The sequence below is a fragment of the Enterocloster sp. OA13 genome, from assembly GCF_022440595.1.
Classification (GTDB): Bacteria; Bacillota; Clostridia; order Lachnospirales; family Lachnospiraceae; genus Enterocloster; species Enterocloster hominis.
The window spans coordinates 4452522-4468771 of sequence record NZ_JAKNTF010000001.1 but is presented as its reverse complement, the minus strand read 5'-3'; the positions used below and the strand labels follow the sequence as shown (position 1 = coordinate 4468771).

General features: G+C 49.8%; 11 protein-coding genes and 1 pseudogene. 7 read left to right on the top strand and 5 right to left on the bottom strand.

The window, feature by feature from the left end; all coding sequences use genetic code 11:
• Positions 1–27 precede the first annotated feature (27 nt).
• Positions 28–1788 carry an RnfABCDGE type electron transport complex subunit G gene (locus tag MCJ35_RS19790; RefSeq protein WP_240299625.1) on the bottom strand — a complete coding sequence of 587 codons (1761 nt, stop codon included), beginning with the start codon at positions 1786–1788 and terminating at the stop codon, positions 28–30.
• Positions 1789–2004: 216 nt separating this feature from the next.
• On the opposite strand from MCJ35_RS19790, the pseudogene MCJ35_RS19785 reads away from it, so the two are divergent.
• Positions 2005–2085, top strand: a pseudogene (locus MCJ35_RS19785) (maltose acetyltransferase domain-containing protein); the annotation flags it as partial.
• Positions 2086–2231: 146 nt separating this feature from the next.
• Complete coding sequence (locus MCJ35_RS19780; protein ID WP_025485714.1) at positions 2232–2591, top strand: hypothetical protein; 360 nt, start codon at positions 2232–2234, stop codon at positions 2589–2591.
• A 103-nt stretch (positions 2592–2694) separates the two neighbouring features.
• Here MCJ35_RS19780 and MCJ35_RS19775 read toward each other — a convergent pair whose 3' ends face one another.
• The 4 genes from MCJ35_RS19775 to MCJ35_RS19760 all read right to left on the bottom strand — a co-directional run bounded on the left by MCJ35_RS19775 (position 2695) and on the right by MCJ35_RS19760 (position 9986).
• Entirely contained in the window at positions 2695–3546 is an 852-nt protein-coding gene (locus tag MCJ35_RS19775) for a hypothetical protein (RefSeq protein WP_025485715.1), read from the bottom strand.
• 53 nt (positions 3547–3599) lie between these two features.
• Positions 3600–6044 carry a hypothetical protein gene (locus tag MCJ35_RS19770; RefSeq protein WP_025485716.1) on the bottom strand — a complete coding sequence of 815 codons (2445 nt, stop codon included), beginning with the start codon at positions 6042–6044 and terminating at the stop codon, positions 3600–3602.
• A gap of 515 nt (positions 6045–6559) precedes the next feature.
• Entirely contained in the window at positions 6560–8209 is a 1650-nt protein-coding gene (locus MCJ35_RS19765; protein WP_025485717.1) for a response regulator transcription factor, read from the bottom strand.
• Positions 8202–9986: a cache domain-containing sensor histidine kinase gene (locus MCJ35_RS19760; RefSeq protein WP_025485719.1), complete on the bottom strand. Its 1785-nt coding sequence runs from the start codon at positions 9984–9986 to the stop codon at positions 8202–8204. Before MCJ35_RS19760 ends, MCJ35_RS19765 begins: the two co-directional genes overlap by 8 nt.
• 204 nt (positions 9987–10190) lie before the next feature.
• Here MCJ35_RS19760 and MCJ35_RS19755 point away from each other — a divergent pair, with 204 nt between their 5' ends.
• From MCJ35_RS19755 to MCJ35_RS19735, 5 genes are read left to right on the top strand one after another with little or no spacing between them, the layout of a single operon-like run.
• On the top strand, positions 10191–11576 hold the full coding sequence (locus tag MCJ35_RS19755) for an ABC transporter substrate-binding protein (protein WP_025485721.1): 1386 nt from the start codon (positions 10191–10193) through the stop codon (positions 11574–11576).
• 12 nt (positions 11577–11588) lie between these two features.
• Positions 11589–12491 carry a carbohydrate ABC transporter permease gene (locus MCJ35_RS19750; protein WP_025485722.1) on the top strand — a complete coding sequence of 301 codons (903 nt, stop codon included), beginning with the start codon at positions 11589–11591 and terminating at the stop codon, positions 12489–12491.
• On the top strand, positions 12488–13315 hold the full coding sequence (locus MCJ35_RS19745; RefSeq protein ID WP_025485723.1) for a carbohydrate ABC transporter permease: 828 nt from the start codon (positions 12488–12490) through the stop codon (positions 13313–13315). The genes MCJ35_RS19750 and MCJ35_RS19745 overlap by 4 nt, the downstream gene beginning before the upstream one ends.
• Before the next feature lie 46 nt (positions 13316–13361).
• A complete protein-coding gene (locus tag MCJ35_RS19740; protein WP_051400660.1) occupies positions 13362–13946 on the top strand; it encodes an AAA family ATPase in 585 nt (194 codons plus the stop codon).
• Between the two features lie 13 nt (positions 13947–13959).
• The gene (locus MCJ35_RS19735; protein WP_025485725.1) at positions 13960–16188 is read left to right on the top strand and encodes a CehA/McbA family metallohydrolase; all 2229 of its coding nucleotides are present in this window, start codon (positions 13960–13962) and stop codon (positions 16186–16188) included.
• Positions 16189–16250: the final 62 nt, after the last annotated feature.

Sequence of the window (16250 nt, the reverse complement as noted above, 5' to 3'; positions counted from 1 at the left end):
TTGCGGGCATCCCGGACAGAATGATTATCACAGTGTATAGCAGGAGTTCACGATTGCCACCACCTTGAGACTTCCCTCATACTCCTCCATCACAATCTTCAAACTGGACCAGTCCAGGCCGTCGAACTCCTCTGTTCCCGGATCATGGTATTCTACAAAAACGCCGTCGGGGAACAGCTCCCCTGCATTTTCAGGGCAGTTCCCGGTTCGGAACACCTGGTTGATTCCCACCTGTTCACAGTGCAGATAATCCTTTGTATACACATAATCATCAAAATAGGCATCTGCCGTCTGTTTAATCAGCGTTTCACTGGAGCAGAAATACCCCCACTGATAGCTGCCGCCGGAATCAAACTCCCGGATCTGCGCAGGCGTAAATACCGGGTCCTCATTATAGTCCACATAAGGGTCAGGCGAGAAGATGATTCCCTTTTCCGGGTGGGCATATTCTGCCAGCAGCTGGTAGTCATAGGTGCTGATGGACATCAGCACCTCATATGCCGTATCATACGCCATCTGTTCCTTTGGCAGACGGTTCGCCGGACTGGCTGCCGGGTTGTATGCCTGGTTTTCCTGATTGGCCAGCTCCTCTGCGTCTGTATAATGATGTACATAGTATATCGCCGCATTGACTGCGTTTGTAACCGCATTGGACGTGATGGTTGCCCCGCTGATGGCGTCTATCTCCGAAGCCCTGGGATTCCCGGAATCCGTCACAGTCAAAGCCTCTCTGCCCTTCCCTTCAAACTGTTCCCTGAACACATCCTCCCTGGCCCTCATACCCAGTCCGGGCGTATCTTCCAGCTCCAGGAACTCAAGGCCGCGGATGGTGCCGCTTCTCCCAAACGCCACGGAGACAGACACATTTCCCATGTAGCTGTCCTTCGAATGGGCATTTACCACCCAGCCCAATAATACGCCGTCCCTTTCCTTTGCAGCTGCCGCCGCGTCCACGCCCACATCACCGAAGTCTGAGGAAGCCAGCTCTTTATTGCAGTCCTGCGCAAGGTCAAAATCCATGACATCAAAGCTGTCTGCCTCAGGAAATATCTTCCGGAATCCCTCCTGCTGCTCATTGGCCCGTTCCTCATCCGTGGTATTCAGCTCCTTTTCCACGCGCTTTAGTTCATCGATGGTCACCACCCACCGCAGATCATTGTAGCCGTAAGAACCGCCCAGCAGGTCAATAGCCGCCTCACCCTTGAAGTTAACCCCTGATTTGTCGTTGGATTCAAGATGGAGTCTGGCTGTCCACTGTCCGCCCGGCAGGTTGGTCTTTCCGCTTTCATCCTTCAGATTCGTGCCGCCGGACAGGACATCTACTGTAAAATGTATGCCTGTGGGGTGATCCGGTTCCCCGGTCTCAAAGGTATTGGGGCCGGTTTTGATGAATGTCTCCGTGTATTCGTATGCAGGATTATTTTCCAGCTTCCAGTGGTACATGGTAAGGTCCATTTCCTGGGTTACGTCCTCTGTCCGACGATCCACATTCCAGGTGCCTTCAGAGGGGTCATATCCGCAGGTCTGGATCAGCTTCCCGGACACCGTGTAGGGAATCACCGCCTTATCCATGACCAGGACAAAATCATAGACCTCCTCATAGACATGGCCGTCCTCATCCTTCATGCCTCCCTCCAGCCACTCCGCTTCAAAACTGCTGTGGGGAATCTCCGCAAATGCCTCCTCTGGCGCAAACACCCCCTTGGGCGCCTTCACACGGCTTCCAAAACATCCGGTGGACGCCAGCATACCGGCAATCAGCACGCATATCATAATTGTTTTTTTCATAAAACCTCCTGAAACCTCCTGCACTCAATGCTCATTTGATAGGTCCATTATACCATAGACTGCCCACTTCCAAAATGAGATTTGACTATCCGGAAATCAGGTAAACGGGATTATGAAGATCCAAAAATATTTTCTAAATAATATGGCATACTTATGTCGCATTCCTAATGATATAATAAATAAAAAATAGATATGACTGGATATGAGGAGGGAATCATGACTGAGAGGGAAAAAATGCTAGCCGGACAGCTTTATGACTGTGGGGATACTGAACTTTTATCACAATGGCACAAGGCAAACATGTAGAAACTGTAAAAATGGACATATTGGAAGAAATTGGAATTTATAGAAATAATAGTATATTAATATTTATCTATTGATTGTTTGTAATGTTTCGTGTATCCTATTTTTAGTAAATCTGTATTGTAAAGGAGATGTAAATATTGGACTATAAGAAAAAAGCAATTGATTGTGTAAAGGACACGGTTTTGCCCATTCAGCGCGCGCAATTTGAAGAATGCGGATGCAGCCTGGATGAGCAGTATAAAAAATATGGTAACACGGAAATGCTCATTGCAAGAGTAATCGAACCTGGACATATCTATGAAATAGGATATCCTAAATGCGTTTGTGATGAGGTCCTATCCGGCAAGGTAACGGATGTGTCTCATTGTGAATGCTCAAGGAACAGCGTTTTATATATTTTACAGGATTTGCTGCCGGACAAGGATATACAGGTTGAAATAATACATACTGTATTAGGCGGGGCGGAGGATTGCCGGTTTAAGGTGACGGTCCGCTGATACACTTCTAAAAAAAGGATGCTGCGGATTCTGGCGAAAAATGCCCTTGTCGAAGCGCGGCATCCTTAAAATTGTCTGACTGTCATGCAAATGAACCAATCTCTTATTTTATCAGCCCCATACATCGTTTCGTTTCCTCGGTGGTGTCAACACATGGGATGGATTTAAGGAAGTCTTCTGTATTTATATGTTCATAGTATGCCCTGACTACTGTTTGGACCAGCCCTAAGGGCACCACCTCCCGCTCCGTAGGAGTAAACTGCCCATAGGGGGTGGAAAGGCGGATCCGTTCCATCTGCTGTTCTTTTTCCTTATCAATGATGGAATACGTTTGGAAATCGCCGTTTGGCAGATTGACGCGTACCTCTGCGACAAACTGGTTGTCTATCCCGTAAAACTGGAAAAATCCATCCTGGGACTCCAATATCAGGAAATCCTCCCGGCCCTCCTCAATCATCATGATGTAAGGAGTGATGTCCCGGTATGGCACATTTTCTATGATCTGACCCGAGGGCAGCTGGACATTGATGGCGCGGTGGACGACGTGTTTGGTGGGGAATTTACCATCTGCCAACAGGATTGCCACATCGAAGAAGCTTTTTACATTGTCCTCAGGCCCATTTAACATCCGTTTATGGGCCTTTGTAATGGGGGATACCTGAGCGCTTGTCCGGTTTTTCAGGACCGGCATTCCGTTGTCCATGTACCACGCAAAGCCCTTTTCACCCAACCGAAGGCGCAGCATGGTTTCACCCAGGTAAATTCCATAGTGGACAGCAATATTCCATAATGTATCCGCACCTTCCCTGCCGTCGTATTCTGCAAGATGGTTATAATACCCCCCTAAGATAGATTCCACTTCCACAATGCTTTTTTCCGAATAATCAAGTATGATACCGCTTTTTAAGGCATGCGCAGCGGCCCTGTCCGCAATTTCCTGATAATTTAAATCCATTCCATCCTCCTTTGCCCTGTTTGCCGATCCAAATGCTCTTCCCTGCCGGACTCTCAGTCACAGCCATAAGAAGCAATATAATCGACTTTGGGTACAATCATGTAAGTCTGGACCTGTGTGATGCCAGTCCCTTCTATCAAGGATACATTTAATATATAGTAGTATAATTCCTCATCATAAAACAGCCGGAATGTAAAAACCTTTCCTTCTATTTCCTTAAACCAGAGCTGGACCGGCCGTCCCAAAGTCCCGCCCGCCTTCCCGTCGTATCCCAATCCTGCAATCCCCTTATGGGTGAATTCATATATGCCGGTGTAAATACTGTTGTAAGACTTTTCTTTTGAGATATACTCATCCTTCTGATCATTATTGAAGTCAATTTTATAAAAAGTGTCATAAGGGGATGTAACGGAACCTAGCCTTAGAAGCTTATCCTGATCAATCTCAGGAGTTTCATCGCCCAAATAGATTGCATCCTCTTTGGTCAGGTATGACAGGTCCATCAATTCCGTTTTTATCCCTTCCAGGTATCCGGTAACAGCGGGTCCGTAATAAGCCTGGTCATCATATATTTTCTGCCACTGAAAGGTTTCAGGAACCGCATCGATAAGGATATCCTGTCCGCCTTCCGGTATCAGCTGATGGATACGTGTACTGTCAAGATAGCGCGGGTGTTCATACCACGGCGACGGCCGTTGGGCAATATATAATTTGCCGGAATATTCAATCACCTTTGCCCACAGATGCGTAGGCTGATAGGTGCTTACATAGGTCAGCCGGCCTGCTGCCTTTTGATAGATATGTAAATCCCCAACTTTTCCCGCAGCATTATACTGCAATAAAAGAAAGTAATCGGTATTGCCAAGGGTTATCTGATACACAGACTGTGTCCCGCCTTCAAGTGTGCGTTCGGCATATCCGGTGTATGCTCCATATCTGCTTTGAAAAGTCTTCTCATTCATCCGATATGGATCCATTCCCAGCTCACTGTCTAAATCATCCAGGGAGCCATCGGTCAGTAAACCCTCCAGGATTTCTGTGAAATCATCAGGTATATCACAATTATTTTCAATGGTAACAGAAGGTCCCTGTACTTTTAGTAAAAATACTTCAGCCAGATCCGGCAGATTATAAGGAAATGCCTTGTCTAAATCCGGATCCTGGTATATCAAAGGTTTATAGATGGAAACATCCGTACCAATGCCGAACTCCGTAACCCGGATATCCGTGGGTTCCAATACAACCATATAATCCATCAGGATGGTGTGCCCATCACGTTCCTGTATTCTGGCATCAATAAGATACTGCAGGCCGGATTGGATCTCCTGGTACAAAGTAAATGTGATTATTTTCCCATTGATGTTTTTAAACCACATATCAACGGACCGATAGTCCTCATCCGCCCATTCCTCCACCGATGCCGGGCATGGCCGGAAATCACCGCCATACCAATTGACCCTATGTGCAAACGGCTGCTGGTAACCTGGAGGGGATTTTGTGAATATCTCGTCGTTCCCGTCATTGTTTATATCCATAATATACATGCGGCTCCAGTCTATGGCCTGATCTTCCGTATCATGATTCCAATCATCCGTATCCTCATTCAGGAACGGCCGCTCCTTATTCAGGAAAGCCCATTCATCCCCATGAAACGTTTCTTTTGCCCTGTTTGCATAGATGACGTCATATATAATGTCTTCAAGATAGTCCTGGACAAGGCGTATATCCGGATGATTTTCATTGCAGTAAAGGAGGTCTGGTTCTGATATATCAAATGTCCGGTTAAAACATATGCTGTCTACGATATTTGATAGCTTGAAGAAATTGCGGTTCAGCATGAACATCTGAAGATTGACTGTTCCGGTGGAATCATCATAACAGCTTGCAGCATAATAAAATGCATTTTCATACTGAAATAACGAAAAAAGGCGGACGTCATCAAGATAATTGCTGTTAAGGATGGCATAACCCTCCTCGCCCTTGGTCAGCATATAAATATAGGAACTGGTCCCCCGTCCGTCCTTTTCAAACGCAATCAACTCATCCATTCCGTCATTGTCCGTATCACATCCATAGAATACGTATCCGGATCTGTCTGCATTGAACATATATTTTGTTGTTTCATCCGTCATATCAAGCAATGAGAAAAATTCGTCATGGGTTATACGGTAATCCCTGTCATTCAGATGATTTAAATATCTTATGCAGCTATCGGCGTCTTCCCGATACATCCTGTCCTTTAAATCACTGACTAATTCAATTGGAAACCCGAAAAAGTTTTCAGCTGGCCCAGGATCCGCCTGGGGCTTGGGGGTATATGTAAAGTCCTTGACCAGTAAGGATAAACCGCTGTCTGTCAGCGGCGATGCCAGTATATCCTGATGGGGCTGGTCTTGGGACAGGCTTGCGGATGGGGTTACGGAGGAACCCGTATCCGCGGAACAGGCGGTTAAAAGCAGTATGAGAATACTTAGGCTTATGATTGGGATGAATCGCAAGGACACCTCCTGATTTACGTTTCTTTCTATTTTTTGTCCATGGTCTTATAGGGAACCGTCCTCCACAACGTGGATTTCCCATGCGTTTAATGGCATTGCTGTATAGTAATTATATTCAGTATGTTCCTATACGTTTTGTTTGTCAAGGGTTTTGTGCGCCGTCCATCCCTGCTGAATCTTCCGTCCAATAGCCCTATATTGCAGGACGGAATGATGCAATCTGGTCTGGCGGCCTGACGGAAGGCTGGTCATTAATTTATTCAAAAACAGTGCCTTGGGAAGTAAAACGGATTCCTATATTGTATGATAAATGGTTTGCCGATAATGGACCGTTACAGACTATGATGAAGCCATGAGCCATGCAGAGTAAATGATGTGATACGTATGTTAAGGTGAGGGGGTCCTATAAAAAATGGAAGCGTTGGATAATAAGATTCTTAAGGCGGTTGAATGTCTGGCCGCAATCCTGATGGCCGGTATTGCAGTTATGGTTTTAATCCAAGCCGCCGTCCCTCTTAATGGGCCGGCGGCTTATATGCGGAAGGCGCCACGCCAAAGTACCTTTTAAAAACCTTGGAGAAATAAAACAGGTCATTGTATCCGACACGCTCTGCAATCTCCGTAAGTGTCAGGCTTGTGCCGGATAAGAGTTCCCTGGCCTTGTCAAGCCGGGACTGGGTCAGGTACTGGTTGATGGAAATCCCCTTAATCTTCTTAAATATACTGCTCAGATATGCGGGGCTTATGAGCAGGTTCTGGGAGAGCAGCGTAAGGCTCATGTCGCACCGGGAATAGTGGGCGTCAATGAATTTGACCGCTTCTTCCACCAGGGCCTCTTTTGCACTTCCGGCAACAGATATATCCTGGGCCGCTGTCATGGATAGGAAAAGGGCCTGGATTTTCTGCCTCAGATAGTTCAGGTCATATCCGGCGAATAAAAGTTCCTTATAGCCCAGTGCAAAGGAAAGGTCATCTGTCAGGGGCTGGCGGCCAGAATGTTCAGCGGCCTTGCCGGTACAGAGCATGACCAGCCTGGAAAGCTTCTGTTCCAGGTAAAAGAAAGGAAGGGGGTCCTGTTCCAGTAAATCAAAGAAAACTGCAAGGGAGCGGTATAATTCCGTTTCCTGGCCCGCGCAAAAGCATGCTTCAATCCGCGCCATTGCCTGGTTTATCCCGTACAGGTTCTGGGTTACGGGCTCTTTGGCCTGTCCCGTGGCCTGGCTGATGACCTGGTTTGCGGCCTGGCTCATGACATAATCCACTCCCCGTATGTTGCACAGGACATAGGAGGCAAGGGCGCGCTGGTATTCCTTGTTCAGTCCATGGAGGGAAAGAGGGAAAACGGCGCTGCACCCAAAGCATATGTCAAGGCCCAGCAGTTCCTTCACTTTCTTTACGGACTGTTCCAGATAGGGGAGGAGCTGCGGATCCTCCTGGTCCGGCCATTCGCAGATCAGGACACCGTGGCTGAATATGTCCGAGGCGTCAATGGCGCGGAACAGGGGCTGGGACAGTTCGCATAGTATGTTGTTGGCGGCATACCGGAATAGCTGCAGGTCCTTAAGGTCCAGTGACTGCAGGTGACGGCTTTTAAAATCAAAGACCAGGATACGGCAGGCAGCGCCCTCTGTCATGCCGTAATCCTTCATCTGCGGCTCAAGGACAGGACGGTCCTGGGTAAACAGGGGGTGGGTGGTGAATATTTTCTTAAAATAATTCTCTTTCCTGATGGTGGAAAGCTGGTGGTCCGTGCGGTGTTTTGTCTGCCGGATATTCCGGATGGCCCGTTCAGAATCCAGTGCCTTCTTTATCTGGCGCAGGGATTTAATCAGGTCATCTTCATCAATGGGCTTTAACAGGTACTGGGTCACACCGTACCCGATGGCCTTTTGGGCATAGGCAAATGTGCCGTACCCTGACAGGATGATGATCTTAACCGCCAGATCCTTTTCCCTTAGTTCCTGTATCAGGGTCAGGCCGTCCTTCTGGGGCATGGAGATGTCCACCACGGCCATATCAATCCCCCCATTTTCCAATACAGAGAGGGCTTCTTCTGCATTGGACGCCTCCCCTGCAATCTCAAATCCCTCCTCTTCCCATTCAATACAGGTTATTAACCGCTGCCTGATATAATACTCATCATCAATAATTAATACTTTATACATGACCCGCCTCCTTTGGCCCGTCTTCGTCCGGTGCGCCGGAACACTGGTTTAAGGGCAGCAGCAGCCGGACGGAGGTACCTTGTCCGGGCGCAGAGTCCACCCTGATTCCGGCGTCCGGTCCGTCCAGGAAGAGAAGCAGACGCCGATAGGTGCTTATGATGCCGAAACCGGCTGCTTTTTCATTGGTAAAGTCCCTCTCCTCCAGCAGGCGGCGCAGGGAGTGAAGCATTTCCTCATCCATGCCCATGCCGTTGTCCTGGATGGTGATGGTAATCCGGCCGCTGTCCGCGGCCGCCGTGATGGTGATTTTTCCGGGCTTTCCTGTTGGGAGGATTCCGTGAATCAGGGCATTTTCCACAAATGGCTGGAGGGTCAGCTTGGGTATCCGGTATTCCTTTGCCTCCTGGGCCAATACGATTTCATAGGTATAAATCTCACAGTACCGCTGCCGCAGGATATCCAGGTAGCAGCGGGTCAGTTCCAGCTCCTGTTCTATGGTAATGATGGGGATGCCTTTGCTCAGCACCTTTTTATAAAAGGATGATACATTCTGTATCATTTTTATGGCTTTCTTTTTCTCGTCCACTGCAATCATCCCGCATATGGTTTCCAGCGTGTTATATAAGAAATGCGGGTTCATCTGAAGCTGTATGTAGGAAAATTCAAATTTGCGCTTCAGGGCGCTTTCTTTTTTGATTGTGTCTAAAAGCTGAAGTGTATTTTCGGACATGCTGTTAATGCGGGCGGCCAGACGGCCGATTTCGTTCCGGGTGCCGGTATCTGCTTTGATGGTGTAATTCCCGTCCGCTATTTCTTCCACGGTGGCGGTCAGGCTGCTTAATGGACGGATGATGAAGCCGGTAATGGAACGCAGCAGTATGAATGCCAGTATGACCGCAAGGGCGCCGATGAGGAAGATGGTGAGGACCAGTGTCTGCGCCTCCTTCAGTATGACATGCATGGGCAGGGTGCTTACAAGGGTCCAGTCCAGCTTTTCATTGGTATGCATGGTATAAAGATATTCGGAGGACGCGTGGAACAGGCCTGTGTGCGGGGCAGGCGGATAAACCTGCTGAAGCTCCTTAAGGCTCATATGGATTTTTGATTTGTCGCCCGCGGAGATAATGGTCTGTGTGCTGTCCATGATATAGAAATCGTAGCTGTCTGCAATGGCCACGTCATAGATGGACTGGAAGGACTCCTCGCTGAGGTTAAGCTCCAGGATCCCCATCAGCTCCCCTTGGAAGGTGTAGATTTTCCTCAGGAAGGAACACACCCAGTCCGAGGCGTGGAAGGATTCAGGATAGTTGGGATAATGGAAATCAATCCATTTGGAGCTTGGTTTTTCCTCCTTGAATGCTTCGATATAGGAAGCGGCTGCTTCCGGTATTGCGGATATGTTGGATTTGGCGTCGCTGTACAGCAGGTTTCCCTGGTTGTCATAAAAGGCAATGGACTCAACGGAAGGCTGTATCAGGATAAAGTCATTGAGGAAGGACAGGACGCCGCTGGTGTAGAGGAACTGCTGGTAAGGGTCGTCCGTGGAAGCGCTGCCCTGCATCCTGGTCAGGTACAGGGATTCGGTTTCCAGTTTTGCTGCGAACAGATCCAGTTTCTCGCTGATTAAGGTCAGTTCCCTCTGGGCAGAGTTGATGGATTTGTCCATCAGTGCGTTGGAGCTGAGCAGTCCCACGGATAGGGAGGTACAGCTGATAAGAAGGATGATGATGACTGCGTACATGACAGTCAACCTTGTTTTGATGGAATAAAACCTCATGGCATGTCCCTTCCCCGGCTTATGCAGGTAAATGATTTATATGGAAATTATATCAGCAGCCCTGCTGGTTTTCAATGGAAAAACAAAGAGTGAATAAAAGTACAAGGCACCGAAAAAATTTCCATGTCTGTCCTTCCGCTCCTGTGGTATAGTGGATTTACTGAAACAGGACATGTCCCTATTGTATACCAGGAGGTAAATAAAATGAAGAAACTGCTTAGTGTGGCACTGGCCATGAGCATGGCATTTTCGCTGACAGCATGCGGCGGCGCATCATCGGGAGGAAATGCAGCGGGAACCGGAGATGGAAAAGAGGCGTCTGTGGATGGAAGCGGACAGGATGGAAGTAAACAGGATGGCGGCGGGCAGGGTAAGGTCAGGCTGACCTATCTTTCCAGATATACCAATCCAGAGGATAAGCGGGCCAAGTTTTTCATGGACAAGCTGGATGAGTTCAGAAGCCAGAATCCGGATGTGGAAATCGAGGATATCTCGGTAACGGATTCCGATGCCTACATATCCAAGATGAAATCCCTGATTGCCGCAGGAGCGGCCCCGGATGTATTTGCATGTTCCTATGAGATGCCGAGATACGATTTGGCGAAAAATGGGGCAATTGCCAATGTGGAGTCCCTGATACAGTCGCCGGACTGGACCGGACCGTCCGACCCTAAGTTTTTCCTGGGGTATGAGTTTAAGGACAGGGGGCTGGAAGGCGTATACGGGGTACCCAATAATCTGGCAACCATACAGATGTTCATCAACACGAAGCTTCTGGAGGAAAAGGGGCTTAAAGTCCCCCGGACATGGGAGGACATGGAGGCCATTGCAGGGCCGCTGATAGAGGACGGCATAACGCCGGTGGGGCTTTCCGCCAAGAATAAGCCCAAATGCATCCAGTTCTACACCATGCTGGGAATGAAGATGTATGGCATGGATTTCCAGAAGAAGTTCATGGATGGCAAGGTGGACTGGAATGACCCTCAGGTCATGGCTGTGCTGGATAAGTTTAAATCCTATGTTGATATGGGGATGTTCGGCCCGGATGCAATTTCCTTTGCTTATGATAACGTCATGTCTGATTTTGAGCAGGGAAAGGTGGCGGTCATGTTCGAGGTAAGCTACCAGTTTGCTAAGATCCAGGATATGTCCAACAGCCAGGATGTGATATGTGTCAATGTCTTTGGGTTTGAAGATAAGCCGGAATATAAGGATATTTGGTTCACGGACTATTTTGAAGGGCTCTGTATCGGCTCCAAACCAGGGACCAGGGAATATGATGCGGCGGTAAAGCTGTTTACATTCATGCTTTCACAGGAAACCTTCAACCAGTATGCCGGGACCATGGGAGGCGGGGCCTATCCGCTGGAAGTGGAGTTTGATCAGGACAAGGTGGGGAATATCATGGCGGATTTCATGGAGGAATATAAGAACTGCAGCGATATAACGGCCATGCTGACCGCCTACTGCAACGACCCGGTGATTGCGGACCTGACCGCCTCGGAACTGCAGACGCTGTTTGTGGGAAGAAGCGCTGAGGATATTGCCGGGACGCTGAATACGGAATACCAGAAGGCATTCGGGAAATAAATGGGGGTATCTATGGAACGTGGTAGGAGAAAAAGGAAGAAGGTCCGTGGGGAAGCTGTCCTGCTGGCGCTGCCTGCGCTGTTGGTATACTCCTGTGTGATCATTTACCCCATATTCAATATGCTGGCGACTTCATTTTTTGAATGGAACGGGGTGCCGGATTCACCCAGGCAGTTTGTCAGGCTTGCCAATTACCAGAACTTTTTTACGGATTATGCGGCAGCTTATGCAATTAAGAATATTGCAATCCTCATGGCCGCGGGATTGTTCTGTACCATACCCATTGCCTTTTTCCTGGCAACGGTCATCAACAGGACCTTTTGCGGGAAACGGCTGTTCCGGGTGGTGTATTTCATGCCGGTGCTGATTAACCGTGTGGCCATAGGCCTGATGTTCACCTTTCTCTGCTTTCCCAAAATCGGGCCGGTGCCGGCAATCCTGAACCATCTGCGGATTGCGGAAAATGTGAACCTGCTGGGGAATATCAATACCGCCATGTGGACCGTGGCTTTTGTCCACGTATGGTGCGACGTGGGATTCCAGATGATACTCCTTTCCGCCGGGATGGCAGCCCTGCCCACGGATGTCTATGAGGCCGCCGTGATTGACGGTGTGACGCCGTGGGAGAAACTGAGGTATATCACACTTCCAATGATGAAGGGGACGCTGAAGATTTCCGTCATCCTGGTACTGACCGGATCCTTTAAGGTGTTTGACCTGCTGATGTCACTGACCGGCGGAGGACCTGGCAACGCCACGCAGCTGCCCAGCACCCTGCTTTATACGGCTGCATTTTCACACAGTAAGTTTGGGTATGCCAATGCAATCGCCGTAATGACCGTGGTATTCTGCCTGCTGATTACCATTGTTGTGAATGCCCTGTTCAGGGAAAAGAAGGAGGGACGCCTGATATGAGGAAATTAACTGCGGGCCGCGCCGTATACTGGAGCCTGGCCGTGCTGTGGCTGCTGACGGCTGCATTTCCCCTGTACTTTACCGTGATTTCATCGGTAAAGGAGGATAGTGAGATTTTTTCCAATTATTTTGTGCCCACGTTTTCCCCGCGGTTTGGGAATTTCATGACAGCCAATGCCATGTCGGGTATCCTGCGGGCCATATTTAACTCCCTGGCCATTTCCGTGGGGGCCATCAGCATCATGCTTCTGCTGGTGATACCGCTTTCCTATGTGGTTGCCAGGCAAAAGATATTATTTACCAATACGGTTACCCTGTACTTCATGGCGGCGCTGATGGTTCCTGTCCAATGCGCCATTGTGCCCATCGTACAGGGCGTGAACCTGATACACGGGCAGGACAACCTGCTGGTGCTGGTCCTGCTTTATGCGGGCATCAATATGCCCATGACGTTTTTTATCATGACAGGCGCATTCTCGGAGATAAGCAGGGAACTGGATGAATCTGCTGCCATTGACGGATGCGGGCTGCTTCAGACGGTTTTCCGGATAATCGTGCCCATTGCAAAGCCCAGCATTGCCACCTGCGCCATTGTGGCCTTCCTTTCCGTATACAACGAACTGGCGCTGGCGAATGTGCTTATATCCAAGAAACAGAACAGGACCATTTCAGTGGCCCTGCTGAACTTTAAAGGTGATTTCGGGACCTATTATTCCGTTATCTTTGCGGCTGTCCTGATGTGCATCATACCTACCGTGCTGTTTTACCTGTTTGCACAGGAGAAGGTGGAAAAAGGAATCAGCGCCGGAGCGCTGAAGGGATAAATTGAGATGAATGAGAATGAAATGAATGAGAAGGAGACTGATTATTATGCCAAAAACAAATGCTGTAAACCCATGGGAAAATGCCAAAACCGTAAACGGCCTTACTGCGGATGAGATAATATCCATGCTTCAGAAGGCGGTCAGGAGAGGACTGGAGGAGGACGCGGTGGATGCTGCTTATGAGCTGTACCTGACCAGCAGGGAGCTGGAGCATGTGATGTGGAGGAGGCTTATCATGATTGCCATGGAGGACATCGGTTTCGGGGACCTGCAGGCCGTGAATATCGTGTATTCATATTATCAGGCAAAGGACCTGTTTGAGCGTGACAATGGGGACAGGCAGCTGCCCTTTATCCAGGCCATCCGCTATCTGTGCAGATGCCCCAAGGAGCGTTCCAGCAGCTATTACCAGAACCTCCAGATGCTCAAATACGACAGGGGGCACGTGATTGACGTACCGGATTACGCGCTGGATAAGCACACCAGACGCGGGAAGGAGATGGGCAGGGATACCATGTATTTCTACACGGACGGGGATAGGGTGTTCCCGGAATATGAGGATGAGGAAAATCTGCACACCAGGTCCCTGAAGGAAAGGGCCATGAAGGAATATAGCAGCTTAAATGCATGAAACGGAGACAGATATGGGCGGTTGGACAAAAAATAGAAGCTTTGAACTGACGGATATAAAAAAGAGCAGCAGCCAGTATCCCGGGATTGCCATGGGAAGGGACGGGAAGTGCCATGTCTGCTGGCAGGAGTTTAAGAACAGGCACGATGCCGTCTACGCCGGGTATCTGGAGGACGGCGCGGTCGGGGGAAAGACCAGGCTGTCGGGAGAGGGGGAGGCCCTCAGGCCCGTTGTCTGTGCGGCGGGGGATACTGTCTGGTACGCATGGTCGGAGTGTGGGGACGGGGAATGGAAGATCCTGTTAAGGTATCATAAGCAGGGAAGCTACAGCCCAATCATGACTGCGGCCCGGGGTGAGGCATTGTTTTATCCGTTCCTTTTTGAAGCGGACGGGCGCCTGGCCCTTGTATTCAATGAACAGGGAAAGGGATACAGCGGCTGCGTCCTGTGCTGGGTTGATGAGGACGGCATTTCATCAAAGGAGGTGGTGTCCCTGGCAGGGAAAGCCTACCGGCCCACGGGCTGCCGGGGCGGCGACGGCAACCTGTACATAGCATACGATTCCTTTGACGGGAACCGCTATGATGTCCTTGTAAGGGTCAGGACAGAGGCGGGCTGGAGCGGGGAAACACGCGTCAATACAGGCGGACAGTGGGCTTCCCGCCCGGTGGTATCCGCCCAGGCCCGGGGCGCGGCCGTGTGCTGGTATGAATATGGGGACCTGGCTGGGTTTTCATACTGCACCGCAGATGTGGGGGCGGAGGATGGAATGGTGACGGCAGGGGAGGCGAAGGCCCTTTCCTCCAACAAGAACTGGTATCATGATATCTCTGCGGCATCCAACCGCAAGGGCACGTGTGTATTTGCCTATACATGGGGAAAATATAATATTAATGTGCGGTACCGTTTAAAGGGGCAGGAGTGGTCGGAACCCGTGGTCATGTCCTATGATGACAGCCACTGCGCGGTCCACCCGGCTGTTATGGTGGACGAGGATGACAACATCCATCTCCTGTGGCAGTTTGCATATAAAAACGGACACATGGACCGCAATGCAAGCATTGTGTACCATGTCATGAACGTGGATGAGGCAGGGCCGCATTTTGACCGGGAAGTGGAACAATCCATCGACCATTTTGTACAGCCCATTTTGGGGAACAAGGAATTCCCGGCCAGGACGGAGGAGGAGATGGAGGCCTGGATGGAGAAGAACGGGTACGGCGGCATGAAGCTGTTGTTCGGGGATATCCATGGACAGAGCGGGATTTCGGATGGGGTTGGGGAAATCGACCAGTATTACCACTACGCAAAGGCCAGGGCGGGCCTGGATTTCACGGCCCTAACAGACCATGACTGCTATCCTGACTGGATATCCCAGTCCGAGTGGGAGTGGATGAGGACGACCAACCGTCTGATGAACACGGACGGGGAGCTGTCATGCCTGCTGGCCTATGAGTGGACGCCGAACGAATATAAGTATGATTACGGACATAAGAATATCTATTACCGCGGGGATGAGGGCGATATTTTCCGTTCCGGCGACATAGAAGGAATGACGCCGTTCCAGCTGTTTGAAAGCCTGAAGCAGTATGACGCCATGGCATTCCCGCACCATCCGGCGGCCTTGTGGGGGCTGGTCAGCGCTGCCACGGACTGGGATTTCCATGACCCTGGGATCCAGCGCCTGGTGGAGATATTTTCACGCCACGCCAATTTTGAGGACTTTGAAAGCACTTCCGTCTATACGAAGAACATAGGCAAGCTGGAAGGCCACGGGGTGCAGGATGCGCTGGCAAGGAAATACCGCATCGGCTTTACGGCAGGAAGTGATTCCCATCAGATGGAGCATGGGATTGAAGGCGGGATTTTCGCGGTGTTTGCCAGGGAGTTTACTAGGGAAAGCATCTATGACGCCATGTATGACCGTTTCACCTGTGCTACCACAGGGGCCAGGATCCTCGCTTCCCTCAAGATAGGGACCGCCCACATGGGCCAGGAAATTTCCGTGCCCGCGGATGAGCCTGTCCTTCTGGATGTCAGCGCCCTTGGAACAGGAAAAGGCCGGGTACAGCTTATAAAGGACAACCAGGTGCTGACGGAACGGGAAACCGGGGACGGGCGCTGTGACTTCTCATACAGGGATGTGGAATGGAAGAAGGATGACTACTATTACGTAAGGGTTGTCCAAGAAGACGGGCACATGGCCTGGACCAGCCCAATCTGGGTAGATGAGGCATCATAAGATGTTGATAGGGGAACCGTATCCAGGTATCCCGCATGACAGATGGAATAAAAGGTCTCCCC

Coding starts and splice junctions, on each gene's coding strand:
- MCJ35_RS19790 (WP_240299625.1), bottom strand. CDS start 1,788: ATGAAAAAAACAATTATGATATGCGTGCTGATTGCCGGTATGCTGGCG.
- MCJ35_RS19775 (WP_025485715.1), bottom strand. CDS start 3,546: ATGGATTTAAATTATCAGGAAATTGCGGACAGGGCCGCTGCGCATGCC.
- MCJ35_RS19765 (WP_025485717.1), bottom strand. CDS start 8,209: ATGTATAAAGTATTAATTATTGATGATGAGTATTATATCAGGCAGCGG.
- MCJ35_RS19760 (WP_025485719.1), bottom strand. CDS start 9,986: ATGAGGTTTTATTCCATCAAAACAAGGTTGACTGTCATGTACGCAGTC.
- MCJ35_RS19755 (WP_025485721.1), top strand. CDS start 10,191: ATGAAGAAACTGCTTAGTGTGGCACTGGCCATGAGCATGGCATTTTCG.
- MCJ35_RS19750 (WP_025485722.1), top strand. CDS start 11,589: ATGGAACGTGGTAGGAGAAAAAGGAAGAAGGTCCGTGGGGAAGCTGTC.
- MCJ35_RS19745 (WP_025485723.1), top strand. CDS start 12,488: ATGAGGAAATTAACTGCGGGCCGCGCCGTATACTGGAGCCTGGCCGTG.
- MCJ35_RS19740 (WP_051400660.1), top strand. CDS start 13,362: ATGCCAAAAACAAATGCTGTAAACCCATGGGAAAATGCCAAAACCGTA.
- MCJ35_RS19735 (WP_025485725.1), top strand. CDS start 13,960: ATGGGCGGTTGGACAAAAAATAGAAGCTTTGAACTGACGGATATAAAA.